This is a genomic window from Streptomyces aureoversilis (assembly GCF_042657885.1).
In the GTDB taxonomy this organism is placed as follows: domain Bacteria; phylum Actinomycetota; class Actinomycetes; order Streptomycetales; family Streptomycetaceae; genus Streptomyces; species Streptomyces aureoversilis.
The window spans coordinates 322,115-345,583 of the sequence record NZ_JBHSKJ010000006.1 but is presented as its reverse complement, the minus strand read 5'-3'; the positions used below and the strand labels follow the sequence as shown (position 1 = coordinate 345,583).

The window sequence follows — 23,469 nt, the reverse complement described above, 5'->3', positions numbered from 1 at the left end:
GCGGGGACGAGGCCGCGGAGGCCCAGGTCACCGAGGCCGGGACCGCCGAGGGCAAGGCCGCGGAGGGCAAGGCCGCCGGGGAACCGGCCGCCCCCGCCCGGCGCGGGCCCGCCCCCGCCACCGGCATGGCCCGCTTCATGGGCGGCCAGCCCACCGAGCGGTCCATGGACTTCGCCGGCTCCAGCAAGCGGCTGCTGGGCACCCTCAGACCCGAGCGGGCCCTGATAAGCGTCGCGCTCGTCCTGTGCGTGGCGAGCGTCGCCCTGTCCGTCCTCGGCCCGAAGATCCTCGGCCGGGCCACCGACCTGATCTTCGCGGGCGTCGTCGGGAACAAGTTCCCCGACGGCATCAGCAAGGCCGAGGCCGTCGAGCGGACGCGTCAGCAGGGCGACGGCACCGTCGCCGACCTGCTGGGCTCGGTCGACTTCACCCCCGGCCGCGGCATCGACTTCGACGCCGTGGGCAACGTGCTGTTCTGGGTCCTGCTGATCTACGTCGGCGCGTCCCTGTTCGGCCTCGTCCAGGCGCGGATCGCCACCACCGTCGTCCAGCGCGCCGTCTTCCGGCTGCGCCGGCAGGTCGAGGAGAAGCTCGGCCGGCTGCCGCTGAGCTACTTCGACAAGCAGCCGCGCGGCGAGGTGCTCTCCCGCGCCACCAACGACATCGACAACATCGCGCAGACCCTCCAGCAGACCATGAGCCAGATCGTCACCTCGCTGCTGACGATCACCGGCGTGCTGGCCGTGATGTTCTGGATCTCCTGGCTGCTGGCGCTGGTGGCGCTGATCACCGTCCCGGTGTCCGTCGTCGTCGCCACGAAGATCGGCAAGCGGGCGCAGCCGCAGTTCGTCGCCCAGTGGAAGACCACCGGCACGCTCAACGCCCACATCGAGGAGATGTACACCGGGCACGCGCTGGTGAAGGTCTTCGGCCGCGAGAAGGAGTCCGCGGAGATCTTCCGCAAGGAGAACGAGGACCTCTTCCAGGCCGGGTTCAAGGCCCAGTTCATCTCGGGCGTCATCCAGCCCGCGATGATGTTCATCGGCAACCTGAACTACGTGCTCGTCGCCGTCGTCGGCGGGCTGCGGGTCGCCTCCGGCGCGCTGTCCATCGGTGACGTGCAGGCCTTCGTCCAGTACTCGCGCCAGTTCAGCCAGCCCCTCACCCAGGTGGCCTCCATGGCCAGCCTCGTGCAGTCCGGCGTCGCCTCCGCCGAGCGCGTCTTCGAGCTGCTCGACGCCGAGGAGCAGTCCCCGGACGCGGCGGACGCGCCGAAGCCGGGCCGCGTGCGCGGCGAGGTGGCCTTCGAAGAGGTCTCCTTCCGCTACGAGGCCGACAAGCCGCTCATCGACGGCCTGTCGCTGTCCGTCCGGCCGGGCCAGACCGTCGCCATCGTCGGCCCCACCGGCGCCGGCAAGACCACGCTGGTCAACCTGCTGATGCGGTTCTACGAGGTGGGCGGCGGCCGCATCACCCTCGACGGCACCGACATCGCCGCCATGTCGCGCGAGGAGCTGCGCTCCCACATCGGCATGGTCCTGCAGGACACCTGGCTCTTCGGCGGCACGATCGCGGAGAACATCGCCTACGGGGCGCCCGCGGGCACCCCCATGGACAAGATCGTCGAGGCGGCGCGGGCCACGCACGTCGACCGCTTCGTGCGCACCCTGCCGGACGGCTACGACACGGTCATCGACGACGAGGGCTCCAACGTCAGCGTCGGCGAGAAGCAGCTCATCACCATCGCCCGGGCGTTCCTGGCCGAGCCGGAGATCCTCGTCCTGGACGAGGCGACGAGCTCCGTCGACACCCGCACGGAGGTGCTCATCCAGCAGGCCATGGGCCGGCTGCGCACGGGCCGCACGAGCTTCGTGATCGCCCACCGCCTGTCCACGATCCGCGACGCGGACGTCATCCTCGTGATGGAGTCCGGCCGGATCGTGGAACAGGGCACGCACGACGGGCTGCTGGCGGCGCAGGGCGCGTACGCGCGCCTGTACGAGGCCCAGTTCGCGGAGCCGGTCGCCGAGCAGGCGTAGCGCGTCGTGCCGGTCCGGCGGATCGGGGCTTGCCGCTTGCGGTGGCTCCGCATTCCGCCGGACCCTCGCCGCGGTGGCCGCGCGCCGCGGCGGCGGTTCTGAGAGGCCGGGCCTCTCAGAACCGCCGCGGCGGCGCGCAACCACGAACCCGGCTGACCGGCGGTGCCGGACCGGCCGCATGCCGGCGGTTTCGAGGGGCGGAGCCCCTCGATCCCTTGCCGCCGCGGCGGTGCGAAACAACGACGCGGGAACCCGGCGGTGCCGGACTCACCGTCAGGCGTGAGCGCACACCCATCGGGCGATCCGTTCGAGAAGCTCACCGCGCGCAGCGTTCTCCGCGTGGCCGAAGCCCCGTTCGATCCACAGTTCCGTGAACTGTGGATCACCCGCGCCCGCGAGGGCGTAAGGGTGGTCGAGCGGGAAGTACGCGTCCCGGTCGCCGTGGACGATCAGGAGCGGCCGGGGCGCGATCATCGGGACCGCCTCCACCGGGGAGAGCGGGACCGGGTCCCAGTCCTCCGCCTGGACCCGCGTCCCCAGCCCGTAGCGCGCGATCAGCCGCCCCGCGGGCCGTGAGATCGCCCAGTGCAGCCGCCGCATGGGTGCGGTACCGCGGTAATACCAACGCGACGGCGCACTTACCGCCACGACCGTGTCGGCGTGTGCGTCCGTGCGCCCCGCGTGCTCCCCGTACTCCACGCGCCGTCCCGGGCCGTGGAGCGCGGCGTGCCGCAGCACCACCGAGCCGCCCATCGAGAAGCCCACCGTGGCCACCCGCTCGTGCCCGAGCGAGCGCGCCCAGCGCACCGCGGCGGCCAGGTCGAGCACCTCGCGGTCGCCGACCGAGGAATGGCCGCCCGAGCCGCCGTGCCCCCGGAAGGAGAACGTGATCACGGCCGCACGCTGGGCGAACACCCGCGCGGCCCGGCGCAGCCCGGGCCGGTCGAGGGCTCCGGTGAAGCCGTGCGCGAGCACCACCGCGGGGGTGTCCGGCGGGGGCGTCCGCGATCCCGTGCAGGGTTCGTACGCCGCCTCCACGCGGACACCGTCGGCTGTCAAGAGCGCGATGCGATGACCACTCGAAGTGATCGACGAAACACAAGGTCGTGCAAAATCGTCCGGACCTCGGAAAGTCATGTGGGTTATTCTGCTGGGCAGAGAGGATCCGGGCAGAGTAGCCCCCGGGTCCTTTTGTGCATTCATGTGCTGAGACAAGTGCTGGGACGCACGCAACCGTACGAAGCAGTGCCGCACTCTCCCCCAGAGCAAGGCCCTGGGTGGTACCCCTTCGCAGGGACCGAGGAGGAACCGACGTCATGGGCGAGCGAAGCGCGCGGGTCCGCAAGGACCGTACGACCAGTGAGGCGGGTGGCAGCCGATGAGTTCCCTGCTGCTCCTGACCAATGCCCTCCAGCCCTCCACGGAGGTGCTCCCGGCGCTCGGCCTGCTCCTGCACAGCGTGCGGGTGGCCCCCGCCGAGGGCCCGGCCCTCGTGGACACCCCCGGCGCCGACGTCATACTGATCGACGGCCGGCGTGACCTTCCGCACGTGCGCAGCCTCTGCCAGCTCCTGCGCTCCACCGGCCCGGGCTGCCCGCTGATCCTCGTCGTCACCGAGGGCGGCCTCGCGGCCGTCACCGCCGACTGGGGCGTGGACGACGTCCTGCTCGACACCGCGGGCCCGGCCGAGGTCGAGGCGCGGCTGCGGCTGGCGATGGGCCGCCGGCAGATCTCGACGGACGACAGCCCCATGGAGATCCGCACCGGCGACCTCTCCGTCGACGAGGCCACGTACAGCGCCAAGCTCAAGGGGCGGGTGCTGGACCTCACCTTCAAGGAGTTCGAGCTGCTGAAGTACCTCGCCCAGCACCCGGGCCGGGTCTTCACGCGCGCCCAGCTGCTGCAGGAGGTCTGGGGCTACGACTACTTCGGCGGCACCCGCACGGTCGACGTGCACGTGCGGCGGCTGCGGGCGAAGCTCGGGCCCGAGCACGAGTCGCTCATCGGCACCGTGCGGAATGTCGGGTATCGGTTCGTTGTGCCCGAGAAGATCGACAACCCCGGCGAGGGCAAGCCGAAGGACTCCGCCAAGGCGCAGCGGACGGAGGAGCCGGAGGCCGCGAAGAGCGGGGCCGCTCGCCCGGCCGAACGGTGAGTGGACCCGCGTAGACTTCCGCGCGTGGCCAAGGTGACGCGGGACGATGTGGCGAGACTGGCGGGGACGTCGACCGCGGTGGTCAGCTATGTCATCAACAACGGACCGAGGCCGGTGGCACCGGCCACGCGCGAGCGCGTGCTGGCCGCGATCAAGGAGCTGGGGTACCGGCCGGACCGGGTGGCCCAGGCCATGGCGTCCCGTCGCACGGACCTCATAGGCCTGATCGTCCCGGACGCCCGCCAGCCCTTCTTCGCGGAGATGGCGCACGCGGTCGAACAGGCTGCGGCCGAGCGCGGCAAGATGGTGCTCGTCGGCAACTCCGACTACCTCGACGAGCGCGAGGTGCACTATCTGCGAGCCTTCCTGGGCATGCGGGTCTCCGGCCTGATCCTCATCAGCCAGGGCCCGAGCGAGCACGCGGCCGCGGAGATCGACGCCTGGGACGCCCGGGTGGTCCTGATGCACCGCCGCCCCGACGCCATCGACGACGTGGCCGTCGTCACGGACGACGTCGGCGGCGCCCAGCTGGCCACCCGCCACCTGCTGGAGCACGGCCACCCCTACGTGGCCTGCCTCGGCGGCACGGAGCGCACCCCCACCATCGGCGACCCCGTCACCGACCACGTCGAGGGATGGCGCCGCGCCATGCGGGAGGCAGGGAAGTCCCTGGAGGGCCGGCTCTTCCCGGCCCCGTACAACCGGTACGACGCCTACAAGGTCGCCCTGGAGCTGCTCTCCGGGCCCGACCGCCCGCCGGCGCTGCTCTGCGCCACGGACGACCAGGCGATCGGCGTGCTGCGGGCGGCGCGGGAGCTGCGCATCGACGTGCCCGGCGAGCTCGCCGTGGCCGGCTTCGACGACGTCAAGGAAGCCGCCCTCACCGACCCGCCGCTGACCACGGTCGCCTCCGACCGCCAGGCCATGGCGCGCGCCGCGGTGGACCTCGTCCTGGACGACTCGCTGCGGGTGATGGGCACGCGCCGCGAGCGGCTGAAGCAGTTCCCGTCGGCGCTGGTGGTCCGGCGCTCCTGCGGCTGCGGCGACTGACGGCTCGCGGCCGGCGCGCTCCCGTAGCCGGCACGGGCCGGCAAGCCGTGCCGGGAGTCTTGCAAGGCATGGCCGCGCCGGGAGCCTTATACGGAACGAACGGACTTCTCGGCCCGTTTTCAGTGCTCCCTCAGACAGTTCTCATCTGCGGGCAGCAGAGTCGTGCTCATGACGGACAGCACTCGCCCCTACGGCGCCCAGGACCCGCAGCACTCCTCGTACCCGGAGCCCCCCGCGTACCCGCCGCAGCAGCCGGTCACCACCGCCAGCGGGGTGACCGTCTGGCCCGGTGACGGCTCGGGCGACGGCGGGGGCGGCGGCCGGACCCCGTACGCCGGGTTCGCCGAGCCCGCCCCGCAGCCCCCGGCCCCGCGCGGCGGCCACCGCGCCCGCAAGCCCGTGGGGCTGCTCGCCGCCGTGGCGATCGTGGCCGCGGTCGTCGGCGGCGGCTCGGCCGCCCTCGTCGGCGAGCTCACCAGCCGCGCCGACCGCGTCAGCCAGTCCACGCCCGTCCAGAACGCCTCCTCCAGGAGCAGCGGCGGAGCGGCCGCCGTCGCCAAGGCCGTGAGCCCGAGCATCGTCGAGATCAAGGCATCGACCACCAGCGGGCAGTCCACCGGCTCGGGCGTGATCATCACGGGCGACGGGGAGATCGTCACCAACAATCACGTCGTCGCGGGCGCCGACACCGTGCAGGTCGTCCTCAGCGACGGCAGCACCAAGACCGCCAAGGTCGTCGGCACCGACCCCGCCAAGGACCTCGCCCTGATCAAGATGCAGGGCGCGAGCGGGCTGAAGGCGGCCAAGCTCGGGGACTCCGGCAAGGTCAGGGTCGGCGACGAGGTCGTCGCCATCGGCTCCCCCGAGGGCCTCACCGGCACCGTCACCAGCGGCATAGTCTCCGCCCTCAATCGCGACGTGACCGTCTCCAAGGAGCAGGGCCAGGGGCAGGGCCAGGAGCGGCAGCGCCGCGGCGTCCCGCAGTGGCCTTTCGAGTTCGGCGGCAACCAGTACAACGGCGACACCGGCTCCTCCAAGACCACTTACAAGGCCATCCAGACCGACGCCTCCCTCAACCCCGGCAACTCCGGCGGCGCCCTCATCAACATGAACGGCGAGATCATCGGCATCAACTCGGCCATGTACGCCCCGAGTTCCGCCACCGGCTCCGGCGACTCCGCGGGCAGCGTCGGCCTCGGCTTCGCCATTCCCGTCGACACCGTCAAGGCGGACCTCGCAAAGCTCCGGGCGGGTGGCGGCGACAGCTGAGCGCACGGCCGTGCGAGGCTGAGAAGCGCCCCGACCCCCTGCACCCGTGAGGTAAGCCGATGAGCCCCGCCGACCACGGCGACCAGCCCGCCCGCATCCTGATCGTTGACGACGAGCCCGCCGTCCGCGAGGCCCTGCGCCGCAGCCTCGCCTTCGAGGGGTACGCCACCGAGCAGGCCGTCGACGGTCTCGACGCGGTCGCCAAGGTCGCCGCCTTCGACCCGGAGCTGATCGTGCTGGACGTCCTCATGCCGCGCATGGACGGCCTCACCGCCGCCCGCCGCCTGCGCGCCTCCGGCGTCACCGTGCCCATCCTCATGCTGACCGCCCGCGACACCGTGGGCGACCGCGTCACCGGCCTCGACGCCGGCGCCGACGACTACCTCGTCAAACCCTTCGAACTGGACGAGCTGCTGGCCCGCATCCGCGCCCTGCTGCGCCGCAGCGCCTACGCGACGGCCGCGCCCGCCGCCTCCGCCATGCTCTCCTTCGCCGACCTGCGGATGAACCTCGACACCCGCGAGGTCACCCGCGGCGACCGGCCCGTCGAGCTGACCCGTACGGAGTTCACGCTGCTGGAGCTCTTCCTCGCCCACCCCCGGCAGGTCCTCACCCGCGAGCAGATCCTCAAGGCCGTCTGGGGCTTCGAGTTCGAGCCGTCGTCCAACTCCCTGGACGTGTACGTGATGTACCTGCGCCGCAAGACCGAGGCCGGCGGCGAGGCGCGCCTGGTGCACACCGTGCGCGGAGTGGGCTACGTCCTCAGGGCGGACGGCACCGAATGATCGCGAGATTCCAGCGGCTGCCGCTCCGCTCCCGGCTGGCGCTGCTGACCGCGGCCGCCGTCGCCGTGGCCGTGGCCGCCGCGGCCGTCGCCTGCTGGCTGGTCACCCGGCAGGAGCTGGAGCATCAGCGGGACACGACGCTGACGAGCGTCCGCGCGGACGACGCCACGGTCAAGACGCTGCTGCGCAACTGCGGCTCCGTCCCCACCGGCCCGTCCACGCTCTTCCGCCCCTACACCGTGCAGATCATCACCGGCGAGGGGTTCGTCTGCAGCACGGTCGGCAAGTCCCCCATCAAGGTGGAGACCGGCGACCTCCTCGTCGCCCAGGGGCAGCAGAGCCGGACCCTGCACGACGCGCAGGCCCGGGACGGCACGGAGATGCGGGTGGCGACCTCGCCCGGGCCCGTGCCCGGCACCGCCGTCTCCATCGCCCAGCCCCTCAGCGAGATCGACCGGCCCCTGAACGCGCTCGCCGCCGTCCTCGCCGTCACCGCGGGCGTGGGCGTCCTCCTCGCCGCCACCGCCGGCGCGTGGATCGCCCGGGCCGGGCTGCGGCCCGTCGACCGGCTCACCGGCGCCGTCGAGCACATCGCCCGCACCGAGGACCTGGCCGTCCGCATCCCCGTCGAGGGCGAGGACGAGATCGCCCGGCTCTCGCGCTCCTTCAACGCCATGACCGCCGCCCTCGCCTCCTCCCGCGACCGGCAGCAGCAGCTCATCGCCGACGCCGGGCACGAGCTGCGCACCCCCCTCACCTCGCTGCGCACCAACATCGACCTGCTGGTGCGCAGCGAGGAGACCGGCCGCGAGATCCCGCCCGACGACCGTAAGGAGCTCCTCGCCAGCGTCCGCGCCCAGATGACCGAACTCGCCGCGCTCATCGGCGACCTGCAGGAGCTCTCCCGCCCCGACGCCGACCCCGGCAGCGGCCCCGTCCAGGTGATCGCCCTGCACGAGGCGGCCGGGCGGGCCGTGGAGCGGGCCCGGCTGCGCGGCTCCGGGCTGACCTTCCGGGTGCACCTGGAGAGCTGGTACGTGCGCGCCGAACCGGCCGCCCTGGAACGGGCCCTGGTCAACCTGCTCGACAACGCCGTGAAGTTCAGCCCGCCGGGAGGCGTGGTGGAGGTGGCCCTGTCGTCCACCGGTGAGCTCACCGTGCGCGACCACGGCCCGGGCATCGCACCCGACGAACTCCCGCACGTCTTCGACCGCTTCTGGCGCTCGCCGTCCGCCCGCAGCATGCCGGGCAGCGGCCTGGGCCTGTCCATCGTCGCCCGCACGGTGCAGCAGGCGGGCGGCGAGGTGGCCCTGCGGCCGGCGGAGGGCGGCGGAACGGTCGCCTCGGTGCGGCTGCCGGGCGCGCCGGTGGCGCCGCCCGCGCTGTAGGGGCCGGCCAATCCGCCCCACTGCGACCTATCTGCAAGGCGGATGGCCTTTCCGTCCTTCACTTCTGGGGTTGCGTTGCGTGGAGCGCGGACGGACGCGTGATTGCGTGGCCCTGCCCGTCAATACCGGTGCGGTCACCATCATTTCCGGCGGATCCCGGACGCTCCGCACCTGCCGGACCGATCGCGCCGTCTAGCGTGACCGGCATGTCACGCGATCCGCGCAACCGGGACGACCACGCGACCGCCGCGACCTCCCGCCCCCGGCCGTACGACACGGTGATCCCGACCCCCAGCGGCGGCAGGTGGGTGAGCCGGAGCGACGTGGCGGGGTGCGGGCCCCGGTAGCCTGAGGTGAGCAGCTCCTCCACCAACCGCCCGGCCTCGCCGGCCAGTTCGTCCATCCCGTACGCCTCCAGGACGGTGCGGACGGTGGAGTGCGCTACGGAGTGCGCTGCGCGGGCGGACTGCGGGTCGTGGGGCAGTTCGAGGGCGTACGACCAGGGGGTCTGCGGCGGTACCGTGGCCATGCTGGCTCCTCTGACGAGGCGAGCAGGTGAGTGGCGCTGCTCACCACCGTACGCCGCCCGGCCAAAGGTATTTAGCGGCGTTGGCAGAACTACTTCGGTAAGCACCCATGTGGGTGACGTGCGGGAGAGGCGAGAGATGCCGGTGAGGAGCAGCCCGACGGCGCGTCAACTCCGCCTCGGTGCCGAACTGCGCAAGCTGCGCGAGCGCGCAGGGCTGACGTCCACCGAGGCCGGGCGCCTCCTGGGCACCAACCAGGCGCAGATCAGCAACATCGAGGCCAGCCGCTACGGAGTGAGCGCCGAGCGCCTGCGCGCCCTGGCGCGCAACTACTCGTGCTCCGACGAAGCGCTGGTCGCGGCCCTGATCGAGATGGCCGGGGAGCGCAAGCGCGGCTGGTGGGAGGAGTACCGCGAGATCCTCCCGGCCGGGCTGCTGGACCTGGCCGAGCTCGAACACCACGCGGTGGCCCTGCGCGCGTCGTACGTCGCCCACCTGCCGGGGCTGCTCCAGACGGCCGAGCACTGCCGCGAGATCTTCCGCCAGGTCGTGCCGCCGCTGGCCCCGCCCGAGGTGGAGCACCGGGTCTCGCACCGCATCAAGCGGCAGGCCGTCCTCTACCGGGACGACCCCACCCCGTACACGGCGATCGTCCACGAGGCCGCCCTGCGCATGCGCTTCGGCGGCCCGCCCGTCGCGGGGCCGCAGCTGCGGCACATCCTCGCCATGAGCGAGCGCGAGCACATCAGGGTGCTGGTGATCCCCTTCGACGCCGGGGCGTTCCCCGGCTCGGGGCAGTCCACGCTGTTCGCGGTCGGCCCGGTGCCCCAGCTGGACACCGTGCACGTCGACCGCGAGCACGGCTCGGAACTGGTGGACGCGGCGGCGCAATTGGACCGCTACCGGATGGTGCTCGACCGCATGGAGTCCGTCGCCCTGGACGAGCGGAGGTCCCGGGACCTGATCCTGGACATCGTCCGCGCTCTGGAGGGCAGGTGAACGGGTGAATCTGCAGGGCCCGGCCCCTGGTGCGGGCATCCGGGGGTAAGGCTCTGGTCATGAGGCGATCGAGGAGGCGGCAGCGATGAGCAACGACCTGGGTGCCCTGCTGGGAGGACTGCTCGGCGGCGGTGCGGGCGGCAAGGGCGGCAATCTGCTGGGCGCGCTCCTCACCTCGCTCGGCGGCGCCGGTACGCACGGCGCGGGCAGCAACCCCCTCGGCGCCCTGCTCGACACGCTCAAGGAGGGCGGTCTGGGGGAGAAGACCGACTCGTGGGTCGGCAAGGGGGCGAACCAGGAGGTCAGCGGCCCCGAGGTGGCCCAGGCCCTGCCGTACCAGGCGCTCGACCACGTGGCGCAGCAGGCGGGCGTCACCCCGGAGGAGGCGGCCGACGAGCTCGCCCGGACCCTGCCGCAGGCGGTCGACAAGCTGACCCCGGCCGGCGAGGTGCCGGAGGGATCGCTGGAGGACCTGATCCGGCAGCAGTCGTAAGGGACGCGTACGGCCCCGGCACACGCCGGGGCCGTCCTCGGGATCACGGGATCACGGGGTCACTTGACGACCGTGATGCGGTCCGCCGCCGGCGGGGCCAGCGGGGCGCCCTTCGACGAGTGGGCCGTCAGGTAGGCGTTGAAGACGTCCAGGTCGGACGCGCCGACGCGCTTGTCGGTGCCCTCCTTGAAGGCGGGGAAGCCGTCGCCGCCGCCCATCAGGAACTCGTTGCCCGCGACGCGGTAGGACTTCGCCGGGTCGACGGCGGTGCCGTTCAGCTTGACCGACGAGGCCGGGACGCGGTCGGCGCCCTTCTTCGTCAGGTCCAGGGTGTAGGTCAGGCCCTTGCTGATCTGCAGGATCTTCGGCTGAGCCTCGTTCGGGCCGCTGACCTGCTGCTGGAGCGCCGCGATGACCTGCGCGCCGGTGAGGGTCTTGGTCTGCATCATGTTCGTGAACGGCTGGACGGTGAACGCCTCGCCGTACGTCACGACGCCGTCGCCCTCGCCGCCCGACGCCTTGAAGGCGAGGTCGGAGCGGATGCCGCCGGGGTTCATGAACGCGATCTGGGCGCCGCCCTTGTCGGCCGGGGCCAGGGCCTCCAGCTGGGCGTCGGCGATGACGTCGCCGAGCGGCTTCTCGTAGGCCTCGGAGCCGCGGCCGTTGATGTCGGCGGTGATGTAGCCGACGGGCTTGTTGGCCACCGGCGCCGCCAGGGTCTTCCAGCGGTCGATGAGCTTGGTCATGTCCGCGGCCTTGGGCTGCTCACGGTTCACGACGTGGTTCTTCGCGCGCGGGCTCTTGACCGTCGTGCGGACGATGTCCTTGGTGCGGCGGTCGTACGTCAGCGTCGTGTCGGTGAACACGCGGCCGAAGGAGGCGGCCGAGGTCACCGTGCGCGGGGCGCCCGACGGGTCGGGGATCGTGCAGGCGTAGGCCTGGTGGGTGTGGCCCGTGACCAGGGCGTCCACCTTCGGCGTGACCTTCTTCGCGATGTCCACGATCGCGCCGGAGATGCCCGCGCCCGCGCCCGGGGTGTCGCAGTCGTAGTTGTACGCGCCCGAGGCCGGCATGCCGCCCTCGTGGATGAGCGTGACGATCGACTTCACGCCCTGGCGGTCGAGCTCCTTGGCGTACTTGTTGATCGTCTCGACCTCGTCGGCGAACTTCAGGCCCTTGACGCCCTCGGCCGTGACGACGTCCGGGGTGCCCTCCAGGGTGAGGCCGATGATGCCGATCTTCACGCCCTTGTGCTTCCACACCGTGTAGGGCTTGAGGATCTGCTTGCCGGACTTCTCGTCGGTGACGTTGGCCGCGAGGTAGGGGAAGCCGGCGCCCTGGAAGGTCCTGCCCTTCTCGAAGCAGCCCTCCTTGGGGTGGCAGCCGCCCTTCTGCATGCGCAGCAGCTCGGCACGGCCCTCGTCGAACTCGTGGTTGCCGACGGAGGAGGCGTCCAGCTTGATCTTGTTGAGCGCCTCGATGGTCGGCTCGTCGTGGAAGAGGCCGGTCATCAGCGGGCTCGCGCCGACCATGTCGCCGGCCGCCGCGGTGATCGAGTACTCGTGGCCCTTGCGGGCGGAGCGCAGCGAGTTGGCGAGGTACTCGATGCCGCCGGCGGGTATGGCCTTCGTCGTGCCGTCCGGCTGGGCCTCCGTCACGGTGCCCGAGGAGCCCTGCGGCGGCTCCAGGTTGCCGTGGAGGTCGTTGAAGGAGAGCAGCTGTACGTCGACGGTGCGGCCCGTACGGCCGTAGGAGAGGGCGTCGGCCGGGGCGGCCGTGGCCAGGACACCGGCGGTGGCGGCGAGCGCGGCTGCGGTCGCGGTCAGCCGTCTCGCCATGCGCTTGCGTGGCGGCGTCGCGTGCATGTGTTCCCCTTTATGCATGTTTGCGAGTGAGAGGTGGGTGGAATGGTCTGCGGCAGCCTAGATCAACCCGCGTAGAACGTCAGCAGGGTTGGCTGTGACGATTCGGCGTCACCCGCGTCGTAGGCTCGCACCATGAGCGACGTCACGAACAACGCGAACGGGCAGCGGTCGGTCGAGGTGCTGGAGGAACTCCCGCCCGAGGTGGCGCAGGACGTGCTGCGGCTGGTGACGGAGGCCGCGGCGGTCGACGGCCAGCCGGCCGTCTCCGAGCAGGGACGGCTGCAGCTGAAGGGCCGGCGCCCTGGCGTGCGGCACGTGCTGCTCCGCACGGACGGCGGGGAGCTCGTGGGCTACGGGCAGCTGGAGGACAGCGACCCGGTCGAGGCGCCCGCCGGCGAGCTCGTGGTGCACCCCTCCTGCCGGGGGCGCGGGCACGGGCGGGCGCTCGGCTCGGCGCTGCTGCACGAGTCCGGCAAGCGGCTGCGGATCTGGGCGCACGGCGGCCACCCGGCGGCGCGGCACCTGGCGCAGGTGCTCGGCCTGAGCCTCTTCCGCGAACTCCGCCAGATGCGGCGCCCCCTGCACGACCTCGGCCTCGCCGAGCCGGTGCTGCCCCCCGGGGTGACCGTCCGGACCTTCCGCCCGGGCGAGGACGACGCCGAATGGCTCGCGGTGAACGCGGCGGCCTTCGCCCACCACCCCGAGCAGGGCTCGCTCGTCCAGCGCGACCTCGACGACCGCAAGGCCGCGGCCTGGTTCGACCCCAAGGGCTTCTTCCTCGCCGAGAAGGACGGCCGCATCGTCGCCTTCCACTGGACGAAGGTCCACGCCGAGGAGGGCCTCGGCGAGGTCTACGTCCTCGGCGTGGCCCCGGGCGCCCAGGGCGGCGGCCTCGGCAAGTCCCTCACCGCCATCGGCCTCCGCCACCTGGCGGCCCAGGGCCTCCCCACGGCCATGCTCTACGTGGACGCCGACAACGCGGCCGCAGTGGCGGTCTACGAGGGCCTCGGCTTCCAGATCCACGAAACGGACTTGATGTACCGGACGGAGAGCTAGGGGGTCCCGGCGGCGCGGGCGGCTTCCAGGGCCTCGCGGAGGTCAGCGGCCGCGGTCAGGGTGCTCCACCGGCCGTCTGCAAGGTCGGGGAGGACCCAGACGCGGTCGCCGAGGTACTTGCCCGGCGGCGGCGCAAAGAGCTCGGAGCCTTTGGGGTACGGGGTGACGCCGGGAATTCCGGCGACGCCGCCGCCGTCCTCGCCGAGCGGAAGCAGCCACCACATGGCATGTTCCGCGCCGCCCATCAGGTAGGGGCCGATGTGGCGCCCCCGGGCCCTGAGCCCGGTGACGGCGGCGGTCGCCGGAGTGAAGTCGATCCGCACGAGCCTCCACTCCCGCCCGACCAGCAGGGGAGCCGTCTCACCGGCCGCCCAGAGGGCGAGGGTGGTGGCAGGGTCGTACGACGCACGGGACAGCCACCGGGAGACGGCGGTCATGGGGTCGCCCCCGTTGTGCCGGTGAGAGGCGGACGGGGTGGGCTCTTCGGCGACCGGAGTTCTCATGTCAACAGAACATCGCTTGGCGCGGCCGTGGACCAGGCCGGATCCGCGGACGCCCGGGCGGACATATCGCAGGACATTTCCCAGTGGCGCAGCGGTCAGCGGGCTACCGTGAGCAGCAACGCACTGGGGAGGCGGCCATGGCGGACATGCCGGGGAATCCGTTGTTCGTACGGGCCCGAGTTGCTCAGGGGTTGCACACGCAGGAGGAGTTCGCCGAGGCGTTCGAGGGCGTGGCTCGCGAGCTGGGGTTCAAGCTGGCGGTCTCGGTCCGGCAGGTTCGCCGCTGGGAATCGCGGAAACCGGGCTGGCCTCACCCTTCTGCGCGGATGGTCCTCCAGGCCCTCCTTCGGAGGTCTGCTGAAGAGCTGGGGTTCGTCCGTCCGGTCCGGAACGCCGGGCAGACTGCCCCGACGGACCCGCCGCACGGTGGCCCTCTGAAGAGACGCGACTTCGTGACGTCTTCGCTTGCCGCGGTCGGTGCGGTGAGTGTTCCGTCCTCTCCCGACGAGGTCCTCGCCCGGACCAGGGCCGATCCATTGGACCGGTTGCGGACCGTCCTTACAGGCGCCGCGGGCTGCCGGGCAGAGCTCAGCACCACCAAGGCTCTGGCGTGGGCGTCCGCTTCGGCAAAGCGGCAGATTCAGCGGTGCCGCTATTCCAGCGTGGCCAGGAGCTTGCCGGACCTGCTCGTCCAGCTTGAACCCCGGCGCGGATCAGCCGAAGAGCGGCGCAGGGTCGATCGCGTCGCAGCCGAGGCGTATCACGTGGCCGCTTCACTCCTGTTGAAGAACGACGACGCCCCATCTGCGTGGGTCGCTGCTGAGCGGTCCATGGCGGCGGCTCGTCGCACCGAGGACGCGGCAGCCGTCGCTTCGGCTTCGCGCATTCTGACTCACGCGGTAACTGCAGTCGGCCACCATCGGCAAGGAGTCGGCGTCGCAGTCCGGGGGGCGGACGAGATCTCCGGGGGCGTGTCCCGGTCCAGCCCCGGCACGGTCGCCGTCTTCGGCGCCCTGCTGCTCCGAGGAGCATGGGCCGCATCGGTGGCCGACGATCGCGATATGGCCGAGATGCTCTTGGACGAGGCCGGGAGGGCGGCCGGTCTCCTGGAAGAGTCGAACCTGCAGGGGACCGCGTTCGGGCCCAACAATGTTCTCCTGCACAGGGTTTCCGTCGCCCTCACCCTCGGAGATGCCGGGCGAGCACTTGCAGAGGCGCGGAAGGTGGACGTGAGGGCACTCGCTGTCGCGGAACGGCGTGCTGTCTTCTGGACGGACGTCGCTCGTGCCCTGCACGCCTGCGGGAGAGTCGAGAAGGCCACGGCCGCCCTGCTCGCAGCCGAGAAGGAGGCTCCGGAGGAGGTACGGTCCCGCCCCGTGGTCCGGGGGCTGATCGGAGGATTGCTGATGCGGGATCGAGGTGGCCGGGTGCCCGTGCTGCGGTCCCTGGCGTCGAGGGCACAGGTGGCGGTATGAGCACGGGCCCATGCCGGGTGCTGTACCTGATCATCTGTGCGGCGGGCCCCGCCGTGGACGCCGTGCGCTTGGTGGTCGCAGCGAAGGCCCGCGGCTGGGACGTGTGCGTGATCGCCACCCCGGCCGCCGCCGACGGTGACTTCGTCGACCGGCCCGCTCTGGAGGCCGCGTCGGGCCGGCCGGTGCGGAGCGCTTGGCGCCGATCCGGAGAGGAGAAGCGCAACCCTCCGGCGGACGCCGTCGTCGTAGCGCCGATGACGATGAACACCGCCAACAAATGGGCTGCCGGTATCGCCGACACGTACGCCCTCGGCTTGGTCGCCGAGGCCGTCGGGCTGGGGTTGCCCGTGGTCGCCCTTCCCTTCTGGTCGACGGCCCTGGATTCCCACCCCGCCACGCGACGTGCCGTGGAAACGCTGCGAGGCACTGGCGTCCGAGTGCTGTACGGAGAAGGGGAATGGACGCCCCACGTACCGGGCACGGGTGATGAACGGCGCCCGTCGTATCCGTGGAACCTCGCACTGGATGCCGTGGAGGGTCTGGTGACCTGACCGCAGTTGCGGGCTGGGGGCAGGGCACGCCGGCCTGGATCGGCGGGATGGCAGCGTAGAGCACGGGAGCAGGCGAGCCAGCCGATAAGTTGCGCGATTCACCCCGTGGGGAAGGGACTTGGATCGCGTGGTGTGCCCGCCTGCGTCATCGGGCTACGGTGCGCGCATCGGGTTGCTTCGTACGGAAACGAGGCGACCCCCGGCGGTGCAGCAACACCGGGCCCGGGGGTCTGCACCCGCAAGGAGAAAGCAGCTCCTCGGGAATGCTCAGGCATGCTATCCCTCCTGCGTCCTTCTTCACGCAGGTCTCCAATGAGATTCTTCGCCACCCGCGTCTGTCATCCGACGCTGTCCGTCTGCTGACCTGGCAGCTATCGCTTCCGGACGGTGCGAACGAAGCACTTTCGAAGACGGCGGAGCGGGCAGGAATCAAGAAAGTTGCGTTCATTCGGGCGAAGCGCCAACTCCTGGCCGAGGGTTACCTGCACGAGTGGCGGCGTCAGGGCGAGACCGGACGGTGGGCGACGACCCAGCTGGTGTCCAGCGTGCCTCTGTCTGCGGCGGAGGCGATTGCTGTGTGGGACGGCCGTGTGCCGGACGGGCGGCCGACGGACGGGATTCCGGCCGCCGGTGAGCCGACAGGTCGGCCCGTCGGCCGTCTCCCCAAAGACGACAACGGTGAGAACAACCTCCACCGTCCCTCCCCGGCCGCCGAGGCACTGCCTGAGCCACCTGCCTCCCTGGTCGAACGCGGGGCTCAGGCGCTGGCAGTGGTATCCCGTAGTGAGCGGCGGCTGCGTCTGTCGGCGCCGGACGTGGCCAGGCTGGCACCACTGGCTGGGGAGTGGTTCCTGCGGGGCGCGCCGATGGCGGACTTCCGCGAGGCACTGACCGCCCATCTCCCGGGGGTCGTCCACCACCCGGCGGGCCTGGTCCGGGACCGGTTGCTCCGTAAGATGCCGCTGGTCCCCACCTTCGCAGAGCAGCGAGCGTCGGAGCCCCAAGGCGTGCCCGGCGGTGCGGTGTCCTCCCGTGTGGCCGATATGAGGGAATGCAGGGGGGACCACGTCCAGCCACGGCTGTTCCGGCCGGTGGCGGAGGAGGAGCTGTGCCGGGAATGCTGCCGGGCCGCGGCCGGTGCCCGTGGCTCTGTGTCTGTCCCCGGCTCGGTGTCGGCGGCATTCAGGGGAGCGGGCGCGGTCCGGGCAGCCTTGCGAGGCGAGGCGGGGTGACGGTGTTGACCGCCTCGCCCTGGGCGGGGACGTCCGCCTCACGGGGCGGCCGGGGAGTCCTCCTTCTTCGCCAGGGCGCTGGGCCACCAGATGTGGCGGCCCACGTCCAGGTTGAGGGCCGTGACCATGACCGAGCGGACGATGAACGTGTCCAGGAGGATGCCGAAGGCCACGGCGAAGCCGAGTTCGGCGAACTGGGTCAGGGGGAGGGTGCCCAGGACGGCGAAGGTGCCGGCCAGGACGACGCCTGCGGAGGTGATGACGCCGCCGGTCGCGGCCAGGCCGGTGAGGGTGGCCGGGCGGGTGCCGTGTTTGAGGGCCTCTTCGCGGATGCGGGTCATGAGGAAGATGTTGTAGTCGATGCCGAGCGCGATCAGGAAGACGAACACGTAGAGCGGGAAGGAGTTGTCCTCCGCCCCGAAGCCGAAGATGTGGCGGAAGACCAGCGCGCTGACGCCGATCGTGGTGGCGCAGGAGAGCACGACGGTGGCGATGAGCAGCAGCGATGCCACGACGGCGCGCAGCAGCAGCACCAGGATCACCAGGACGACCAGGAGCACGATGGGGGCGATCAGGGCGCGGTCGTCCTTGGTGGCCTGTTTGACGTCGAGGTTCAGCGCGGTGTTCCCGCCGACCCGGGCCTGTGCCCCGGGCACGGCGTGGAGGTCCGTGCGGGCGCGTTCGACCGTGCGGAACGCGGCCTTGCTGTCGGGCGCGTCGGTGAGGGTGGCGTAGAGCAGGGCGTCGCCGCCCTTGGTCATGGGCGGGCTCACCGAGCCGCGGTCGATGCCGGGTACGGACATCAGGGCGGTGCGCACGGCCTCGGCCCGGTCGGCCTTGGCGGTGACGAAGACGGGGCTGCCGAGGCCCGCGTCGAAGTGCCGGTCGATGACCTTCTCGCCGGCGACCGAGTCCTGGTGCGTGGTGAAGGCCTGCTGGTCGGTCAGGCCGTGGGAGTTCAGCTGCACCATGCCGGCGGCGGCCGCGGCCAGGATCAGGGCGGTCACGACCCAGGTCGTCCGGGGCCTGCGGGCGATGCGGTTGCCGACGGCGAGCCAGCGGCCGGCGTCGACGGTGTTCCCGGAGCCGTACTCCGGCTTGGCCGGCCAGAAGATCCACCGTCCCACCGCGACCATCAGCGCGGGGAAGAGCGTGAGCATCACCGCGGCGCCGACGACGATGCCGACCGCGAAGACCGGGCCGAGCCCCCGCGTGGAGTTCATGTCGGCCAGCATCAGGCAGATCATGCCGACCGCCACCGTCGCGGCGCTGGCGATGACGGCCGGGCCCGAGCGCCGCAGGGCTTCCTCCATGGCCTCGTGCCGGTCCTCGTGCCGGCGCAGCTCCTCGCGGTAGCGGGCGATGAGCAGCAGCGAATAGTCGGTGGTCGCGCCGAAGACGAGGATGGTGAGGATGCCTGCCCCGTCGGCGCTGACCGTCAGCCCCCCGTGTTTGGCGAGGAAGTAGATGACCGCTTCGGCGATCTGGAGCGACACCCCGGCGCAGACGATGGGCATCAGCCACAGCACGGGGCTGCGGTAGGTGAACAGCAGGATCACGATCACCACGAGCAGCGTGGCGGCCAGGAGCGTGGTGTCGATGCCGCTCACGGCCTTGCTGAGGTCACCGGTGTTGCCCGCGGGGCCCGCGATGTGGACCGCCATGCCCTGGGCGCCGTCCCGCGCGGTCCTGCGCATCTCCTTGACGCGGTCGCCGACCTTGCTGAAGTAGTCGGGCCCCAGGTTCAGCGGCACGGTGGTCTGTGCCGCCTTGCCGTCCTCGGAGATCTCGGGGCCGGTGACCGGGCCCTCCAGGTCCTTGCGCGCGCCGAACACCTTCGCGTCGGCCGCCGCCTTCCGCTTGTCCGCCTCCGTCAGGCCCGAGGAGCGTTCGTAGACCACCACCGCCGGAACGGTGTACGGGGAGCCGAACTTCGCCTGGGTGTCGAAGACGCGCGTGGACTCGGCGCTGTTCGGCAGGGACGACTTGACGTCGTTCTTCTCCACGCTCGAGAGCTTGCCCGCGAACCCCGCCGCGACGACGAGCACGATCAGCCAGGCGACGATCACCCCGTACTTGGACCGGCGGCCGGTGATCAGGCCGATCGGCAACCCCTTGCGGCCCCTGCCACTGCCCCTGCCACCGCCGCCGGGGGCGGGGCCGGTGTGTTCCTCGGACGGGTGGAGGACGTCTTCTGGCATGGTCCTGGTGCCTCTTCCTGTTCCTGGTCGGCTTCGGGACGGCGGCGGCCGGAGGACGACGGGCAGGGACCGTGTGCGCCGCGGGCGGGGGAGGCCACGGCGCACACGGAGACTCAGGTGGTGTCCGTGCCGTCCGGGCCGTCGGCACACCCGGCTGTGTCGGTGGTGCAGGCGATACCGGTGAGCCGCGCCAGCGGGCCGTCCAGCGGCACGGCGGCGAGGGCGGGCTCGATCAGGCGCTGGAGCAGCAGACCGTCGACGGCCGCACCGAGGACCAGGGCGGTGCCCTCGGGGTCGGCCGTGTTGCCGTGCGCCCGCAGCCATGCGGCGACGGCGGTGCGCCAGCGGCCGGTGAGCTCCGCCAGGCCGTCGCGCATCTTCTTGTTGCGGGTGGCCGCCAGCACCATTTCGCCGGCGAGGACGGCCGTCGACGCGTCGCTGGGGTACCGGGCGAGGGCGGCCAGGGCCTCCGGCGTCCCCGCGGGGCCCTCCGTGGCCTGCTCCAGCAGGGCGATCACCTTGTCGATCTCCTGCCGGGAGGCTTCCAGGGACGCTTCGACCAGCAGGTCGGTGACCGTGTCGAAGTGGTAGTGCACGAGCCCGGGGCGCAGCCCCGCCGCCGAGGCCACCTTCCGCGTGGTCACCGCTCCCCACCCCTCCTCCACGACCAGCCGCGCTGCGGCCCCGAGCAGCCGTGCCCGGGTCTCCTGGCCGCGTTCCGCCGAGGTGGGGGTCACCGTGCCGTCTCTCCGTCCGTGCGTGAGGCCGTCCGTGCGTACGGCCGGGGGACGATCAACTTGGGTGATCGCCTTGGGCGTTCGCCCTATGCGTACCCACGGTAAGGCCGGCGACGCCTCGCGCGTCACCGGTGGGCCGGAGGTTTTCTGCCGCCCGTCCCGGCGCGAAGGTGCGTCCCAGGGCGCGCGACCCAGCCCCCCGCGCCGCGCGAGCCGGCCCACGCGCGGGAGTTCACTCGACGGCCGCGGCCCCTTCGGCGACGAGCTCCACGGGCGGCCGTTCCCCGGCCATCGCCGCGGCGGCCTCCTTCTTCAGCTGGTCCCGCATCACGACGTACTTGGCGTTCAGCTCGTCGGCCGCGACGAACCGGTTCACCCCGCGGCCGGTGGCGCGCGGCTCGATGCTCCTGACGACGTTCATGTCCTGGACCTCCTGCACGCGCTTCTGCGCGAAGAGGGCCAGCCTCGGGACGATCCGCCGCGCCGCCGGGAAGCGCAGGACGTTCTTCATCCGCTCGTCCTCGTACCAGCGGAAGAGCACCTGGGTGTTGCCGTCGTCGATGGGCGTCATCCAGATCGTCACGTCGAAGGGCAGCGCATGGATGTGGACCATGCCGGGGAAGGTGAACGTCACCCTGAGGAAGTTGCGGTTGGCGGGATCGTCGTGCTGGCACAGCTCGAAGTAGTGCCGCAGGGTCGTCCCGTCGACCTCCAGACGGCTCTTCTCGACCTTCGTCATGGAGATGTAGCGCCTGCGGCCGTCGAGGCCGAGCTTCTTCAGCGTCCCGCCCCAGCCCATGTAGTCCGCGTAGTTGAACCAGTGGTCCCGGTGCACGACCGGCACGTGGTAGAAGTCGAGGAGGCTCTCGATGTAGCGGGTGTAGTGGACGGGCTGGCTCCAGGTGGAGGTCGCGTACAGCGCGGGCTTGTCGGCCACTTCCGGCGGCACCTGCACCTCCGGCAGGACGTCCAGGTCCTGCCCCCACCACATCCACACCAGCCCGTTCCGCTCGCGCACGGGATGGGTGCCGATGCGCATCGACCGGGGGACGCGGGCGCCGGGCCCCAGGCACGGCGCGAGCCGGCACACGCCGTCGGCGCCGAAGCGGAAGTCGTGGTACGGGCAGCCTATGGAGTCGCCGTACAGCCGTCCGCGGGCGAGGCTGGCGCCCTTGTGGGGGCAGCGCGCGTCCTGCAGCACCACGCGGCCGGCGCGGTTGCGCCAGGCGACCAGCTCCTTTCCCAAGCGGCGGGCGCCGGTCGGCCGGTCGGTCCTCACGTCCTGCGACCGCAGGATCGCGTACCACTGGTTGGGTATCACGTCTGTCCCCCTGGAGTTCGCTCTGCTGGCGCATACGTCAAGGCCACTGTGGCGCGGCTCACTGACAGGCCGCTGACCGATGGCTGATGGCGCGGGGCGGAGGAGTGCGCGCCGCCCCGCCGCGACCGGTACGGCCCCGTGCGGCCCCGTGCGCCCGCGCGCGGCCCCCGTTTGACAGTCCGCGGCCCCATCCCGCACCCTTTCACTAGTCAAGTAGTGAAAGGGGCCCGCGTGGTCGAGTTCCGCATCGACCGGCGCAGCGGGGTCGCCACGTACCTGCAGATCGTCCAGCAGGTCAAACAGGCCCTCCGCCTGGGCCTGCTCGCGCCCGGCGACAAGCTGCCCACGGCCAAGGAGGTCGTCGCGGCCACGGCCATCAACCCCAACACCGTCCTCAAGGCCTACCGCGAGCTCGACCGCGAGGGCCTGGTCGAGGCGCGCCCCGGGCTGGGTACGTTCGTACGGCGCTCGCTGGCCCGCCCGCAGGCCGCCGCCGACTCGCCCCTGCGCGCCGAACTGACCGGCTGGATGCACCGCGCCCGCGAGGCCGGCCTGGACCGGGAGGACGTGGCGGCGCTGCTCGCCTCCGTCCTGGAGGAGGGGTACGACGGGCCCGGGGGGAACGCGGGGCACGGCGGCCCGCACGAGACGAACAAGGGGAGTGGATGGCCGGGCAGGGGGAGTGGATGACCGGGACGACCGGCATGACCGGGATGACGTTCCAGCCCGGGCGGACCGCCGTGGAAGCGGTGGGCCTCGGGGCGAAGTACCGGCGCCGCCGGGCGCTCGACGACTGCTCCTTCCGCCTTCCCGCGGGCCGGGTCTGCGCGCTCGTGGGGCCCAACGGAGCGGGCAAGTCCACGCTGTTGTCGCTCGCCGCCGGGCTGCGCCGCCCCGCCGCGGGATCCCTCACCGTCCTCGGCGGCCGCCCGGGTGCCGCGGACGTCCGCCCCCGCATCGCCTACCTCTCCCAGGACAAGCCCCTCTACCCGCAGTTCACGATCGCCGACACCCTCCGCATGGGGCGCGAGCTCAACCCCGGCCGCTGGGACCGGGCCGCGGCCGAGCGGATGGTCGCCGACGGCGGACTGTCGTCCGCGGCCCGCGTCGGCGACCTCTCCGGCGGCCAGCGCACCCGCGTCGCCCTCGCCCTCGCCTTCGGCAAGCGGCCCGAACTCCTGCTGCTCGACGAGCCGATGGCCGACCTCGACCCGCTCGCGCGGCACGAGATGACGACCGCCCTCATGGGCCAGGCCGCCGAGCACGCCACCACCGTCGTGATCGCCTCCCACGTCCTCGCCGAGCTCGACGGGATCTGCGACTACCTGCTGCTGCTGGCCGACGGCCGCGTCCGGCTCGCGGGCGAGGTCGAGGACCTGCTCGCCGCGCACGCCGTCGTGGTCGGCCGGCACGAAGGCCCGGGCCTGCCGCGGGAGTTCGCCACCCACACCGTCGTGGAGGCCCGTGCCACCGGGCGGCAGCTGACCGCCCTGGTCCGGCCCGACGGCCCCCTCCCCGAGCGGTGGCGGGTCACCGAACCGTCCCTGGAGGAGCTCCTCCTCGCCCACTTGCGGGCTCCCGGCGCCCCCGCGCTCCTCGCCCCCAGCGCGGAGCCGCGCACGCCCCACCGGCCGCGCACGCAGGGCCCGTCGCGCCTGCCGCGGGCGGCCGCGTGAGCCCGGCGACGGGCGGTCGCGTGAGCCCGGCGCCCGTCACCCGCACCGCTTCGGCCACCAGGCCGGCCCGGCTGCCGCCCGGCCGCGCCCGCTGCCCCGTCCGCTGCACTTCGCCCGCCCGCCGGCACGGGCCCGGGCAAGCCTCGT

20 protein-coding genes are annotated in these 23,469 nt (G+C 72.2%); 13 read left to right on the top strand and 7 right to left on the bottom strand.

Going from position 1 to position 23,469, the window contains the following annotated elements; all coding sequences use genetic code 11:
• Positions 1 to 137 precede the first annotated feature (137 nt).
• Positions 138 to 2,039 (top strand): ABC transporter ATP-binding protein, encoded by a 1,902-nt coding sequence (locus ACFPP6_RS13575; protein WP_382041030.1) that lies wholly within the window; start codon positions 138 to 140, stop codon positions 2,037 to 2,039.
• Between the two features lie 273 nt (positions 2,040 to 2,312).
• On the opposite strand, the gene ACFPP6_RS13570 is transcribed toward ACFPP6_RS13575, so the two are convergent.
• Positions 2,313 to 3,176 carry an alpha/beta hydrolase family protein gene (locus tag ACFPP6_RS13570; RefSeq protein ID WP_382040869.1) on the bottom strand — a complete coding sequence of 288 codons (864 nt, stop codon included), beginning with the start codon at positions 3,174 to 3,176 and terminating at the stop codon, positions 2,313 to 2,315.
• Between the two features lie 241 nt (positions 3,177 to 3,417).
• On the opposite strand from ACFPP6_RS13570, the gene ACFPP6_RS13565 reads away from it, so the two are divergent.
• From ACFPP6_RS13565 to ACFPP6_RS13545, 5 genes are all read left to right on the top strand, one after another.
• Positions 3,418 to 4,194, top strand: coding sequence for a response regulator transcription factor (locus tag ACFPP6_RS13565; RefSeq protein ID WP_382040866.1), 777 nt, complete (start codon positions 3,418 to 3,420; stop codon positions 4,192 to 4,194).
• Positions 4,195 to 4,218: 24 nt separating this feature from the next.
• The gene (locus tag ACFPP6_RS13560; protein WP_382040863.1) at positions 4,219 to 5,244 is read left to right on the top strand and encodes a LacI family DNA-binding transcriptional regulator; all 1,026 of its coding nucleotides are present in this window, start codon (positions 4,219 to 4,221) and stop codon (positions 5,242 to 5,244) included.
• A 168-nt stretch (positions 5,245 to 5,412) separates the two neighbouring features.
• A complete protein-coding gene (locus ACFPP6_RS13555) occupies positions 5,413 to 6,513 on the top strand; it encodes a S1C family serine protease (protein WP_382040860.1) in 1,101 nt (366 codons plus the stop codon).
• A 59-nt stretch (positions 6,514 to 6,572) separates the two neighbouring features.
• Entirely contained in the window at positions 6,573 to 7,298 is a 726-nt protein-coding gene (locus ACFPP6_RS13550) for a response regulator transcription factor (RefSeq protein ID WP_382040857.1), read from the top strand.
• The gene (locus tag ACFPP6_RS13545) at positions 7,295 to 8,686 is read left to right on the top strand and encodes a sensor histidine kinase (RefSeq protein WP_382040854.1); all 1,392 of its coding nucleotides are present in this window, start codon (positions 7,295 to 7,297) and stop codon (positions 8,684 to 8,686) included. The genes ACFPP6_RS13550 and ACFPP6_RS13545 overlap by 4 nt, the downstream gene beginning before the upstream one ends.
• A gap of 58 nt (positions 8,687 to 8,744) precedes the next feature.
• On the opposite strand, the gene ACFPP6_RS13540 is transcribed toward ACFPP6_RS13545, so the two are convergent.
• Complete coding sequence (locus ACFPP6_RS13540) at positions 8,745 to 9,215, bottom strand: hypothetical protein (protein ID WP_382040851.1); 471 nt, start codon at positions 9,213 to 9,215, stop codon at positions 8,745 to 8,747.
• 136 nt (positions 9,216 to 9,351) lie between these two features.
• Between ACFPP6_RS13540 and ACFPP6_RS13535 the strand changes: the two genes are divergently transcribed.
• Positions 9,352 to 10,212 carry a helix-turn-helix domain-containing protein gene (locus ACFPP6_RS13535; RefSeq protein WP_382040848.1) on the top strand — a complete coding sequence of 287 codons (861 nt, stop codon included), beginning with the start codon at positions 9,352 to 9,354 and terminating at the stop codon, positions 10,210 to 10,212.
• Between the two features lie 85 nt (positions 10,213 to 10,297).
• Entirely contained in the window at positions 10,298 to 10,705 is a 408-nt protein-coding gene (locus ACFPP6_RS13530; RefSeq protein ID WP_382040845.1) for a YidB family protein, read from the top strand.
• 59 nt (positions 10,706 to 10,764) lie between these two features.
• Here ACFPP6_RS13530 and ACFPP6_RS13525 read toward each other — a convergent pair whose 3' ends face one another.
• Positions 10,765 to 12,570 carry a bifunctional metallophosphatase/5'-nucleotidase gene (locus ACFPP6_RS13525; protein WP_382040843.1) on the bottom strand — a complete coding sequence of 602 codons (1,806 nt, stop codon included), beginning with the start codon at positions 12,568 to 12,570 and terminating at the stop codon, positions 10,765 to 10,767.
• 132 nt (positions 12,571 to 12,702) lie between these two features.
• On the opposite strand from ACFPP6_RS13525, the gene mshD reads away from it, so the two are divergent.
• Entirely contained in the window at positions 12,703 to 13,626 is a 924-nt protein-coding gene (gene mshD / locus ACFPP6_RS13520) for a mycothiol synthase (protein ID WP_382040840.1), read from the top strand.
• On the opposite strand, the gene ACFPP6_RS13515 is transcribed toward mshD, so the two are convergent.
• Complete coding sequence (locus ACFPP6_RS13515; RefSeq protein WP_382040837.1) at positions 13,623 to 14,129, bottom strand: hypothetical protein; 507 nt, start codon at positions 14,127 to 14,129, stop codon at positions 13,623 to 13,625. The genes mshD and ACFPP6_RS13515 overlap by 4 nt on opposite strands.
• A 137-nt stretch (positions 14,130 to 14,266) precedes the next feature.
• Between ACFPP6_RS13515 and ACFPP6_RS13510 the strand changes: the two genes are divergently transcribed.
• The gene (locus ACFPP6_RS13510; RefSeq protein ID WP_382040834.1) at positions 14,267 to 15,604 is read left to right on the top strand and encodes a hypothetical protein; all 1,338 of its coding nucleotides are present in this window, start codon (positions 14,267 to 14,269) and stop codon (positions 15,602 to 15,604) included.
• Positions 15,601 to 16,155, top strand: a complete 555-nt coding sequence (locus ACFPP6_RS13505) for a flavoprotein (RefSeq protein ID WP_382040831.1) — start codon at positions 15,601 to 15,603, stop codon at positions 16,153 to 16,155. The genes ACFPP6_RS13510 and ACFPP6_RS13505 overlap by 4 nt, the downstream gene beginning before the upstream one ends.
• Before the next feature lie 1,270 nt (positions 16,156 to 17,425).
• Here ACFPP6_RS13505 and ACFPP6_RS13500 read toward each other — a convergent pair.
• The 3 genes from ACFPP6_RS13500 to ACFPP6_RS13490 form a co-directional block, all read right to left on the bottom strand.
• Positions 17,426 to 19,588 carry an MMPL family transporter gene (locus ACFPP6_RS13500; RefSeq protein WP_382040828.1) on the bottom strand — a complete coding sequence of 721 codons (2,163 nt, stop codon included), beginning with the start codon at positions 19,586 to 19,588 and terminating at the stop codon, positions 17,426 to 17,428.
• Between the two features lie 113 nt (positions 19,589 to 19,701).
• Positions 19,702 to 20,325, bottom strand: a complete 624-nt coding sequence (locus ACFPP6_RS13495; protein ID WP_382040825.1) for a TetR/AcrR family transcriptional regulator — start codon at positions 20,323 to 20,325, stop codon at positions 19,702 to 19,704.
• Positions 20,326 to 20,557: 232 nt separating this feature from the next.
• Complete coding sequence (locus ACFPP6_RS13490) at positions 20,558 to 21,646, bottom strand: Rieske 2Fe-2S domain-containing protein (RefSeq protein WP_382040822.1); 1,089 nt, start codon at positions 21,644 to 21,646, stop codon at positions 20,558 to 20,560.
• Positions 21,647 to 21,877: 231 nt separating this feature from the next.
• Between ACFPP6_RS13490 and ACFPP6_RS13485 the strand changes: the two genes are divergently transcribed.
• Both ACFPP6_RS13485 and ACFPP6_RS13480 read left to right on the top strand, forming a co-directional pair.
• The gene (locus ACFPP6_RS13485; RefSeq protein WP_382040819.1) at positions 21,878 to 22,336 is read left to right on the top strand and encodes a GntR family transcriptional regulator; all 459 of its coding nucleotides are present in this window, start codon (positions 21,878 to 21,880) and stop codon (positions 22,334 to 22,336) included.
• Positions 22,333 to 23,322: an ABC transporter ATP-binding protein gene (locus tag ACFPP6_RS13480; protein ID WP_382040816.1), complete on the top strand. Its 990-nt coding sequence runs from the start codon at positions 22,333 to 22,335 to the stop codon at positions 23,320 to 23,322. The genes ACFPP6_RS13485 and ACFPP6_RS13480 overlap by 4 nt, the downstream gene beginning before the upstream one ends.
• The last annotated feature ends 147 nt before the right edge of the window (positions 23,323 to 23,469 follow it).

Coding starts and splice junctions, on each gene's coding strand:
- ACFPP6_RS13500 (WP_382040828.1), bottom strand. CDS start 19,588: ATGCCAGAAGACGTCCTCCACCCGTCCGAGGAACACACCGGCCCCGCC.
- ACFPP6_RS13570 (WP_382040869.1), bottom strand. CDS start 3,176: ATGACTTTCCGAGGTCCGGACGATTTTGCACGACCTTGTGTTTCGTCG.
- ACFPP6_RS13510 (WP_382040834.1), top strand. CDS start 14,267: ATGGCGGACATGCCGGGGAATCCGTTGTTCGTACGGGCCCGAGTTGCT.
- ACFPP6_RS13545 (WP_382040854.1), top strand. CDS start 7,295: ATGATCGCGAGATTCCAGCGGCTGCCGCTCCGCTCCCGGCTGGCGCTG.
- ACFPP6_RS13515 (WP_382040837.1), bottom strand. CDS start 14,129: ATGAGAACTCCGGTCGCCGAAGAGCCCACCCCGTCCGCCTCTCACCGG.
- ACFPP6_RS13550 (WP_382040857.1), top strand. CDS start 6,573: ATGAGCCCCGCCGACCACGGCGACCAGCCCGCCCGCATCCTGATCGTT.
- ACFPP6_RS13575 (WP_382041030.1), top strand. CDS start 138: ATGGGCGGCCAGCCCACCGAGCGGTCCATGGACTTCGCCGGCTCCAGC.
- ACFPP6_RS13530 (WP_382040845.1), top strand. CDS start 10,298: ATGAGCAACGACCTGGGTGCCCTGCTGGGAGGACTGCTCGGCGGCGGT.
- ACFPP6_RS13565 (WP_382040866.1), top strand. CDS start 3,418: ATGAGTTCCCTGCTGCTCCTGACCAATGCCCTCCAGCCCTCCACGGAG.
- ACFPP6_RS13555 (WP_382040860.1), top strand. CDS start 5,413: ATGACGGACAGCACTCGCCCCTACGGCGCCCAGGACCCGCAGCACTCC.
- mshD (WP_382040840.1), top strand. CDS start 12,703: ATGAGCGACGTCACGAACAACGCGAACGGGCAGCGGTCGGTCGAGGTG.
- ACFPP6_RS13525 (WP_382040843.1), bottom strand. CDS start 12,570: ATGCACGCGACGCCGCCACGCAAGCGCATGGCGAGACGGCTGACCGCG.
- ACFPP6_RS13540 (WP_382040851.1), bottom strand. CDS start 9,215: ATGGCCACGGTACCGCCGCAGACCCCCTGGTCGTACGCCCTCGAACTG.
- ACFPP6_RS13480 (WP_382040816.1), top strand. CDS start 22,333: ATGACCGGGACGACCGGCATGACCGGGATGACGTTCCAGCCCGGGCGG.
- ACFPP6_RS13535 (WP_382040848.1), top strand. CDS start 9,352: ATGCCGGTGAGGAGCAGCCCGACGGCGCGTCAACTCCGCCTCGGTGCC.
- ACFPP6_RS13505 (WP_382040831.1), top strand. CDS start 15,601: ATGAGCACGGGCCCATGCCGGGTGCTGTACCTGATCATCTGTGCGGCG.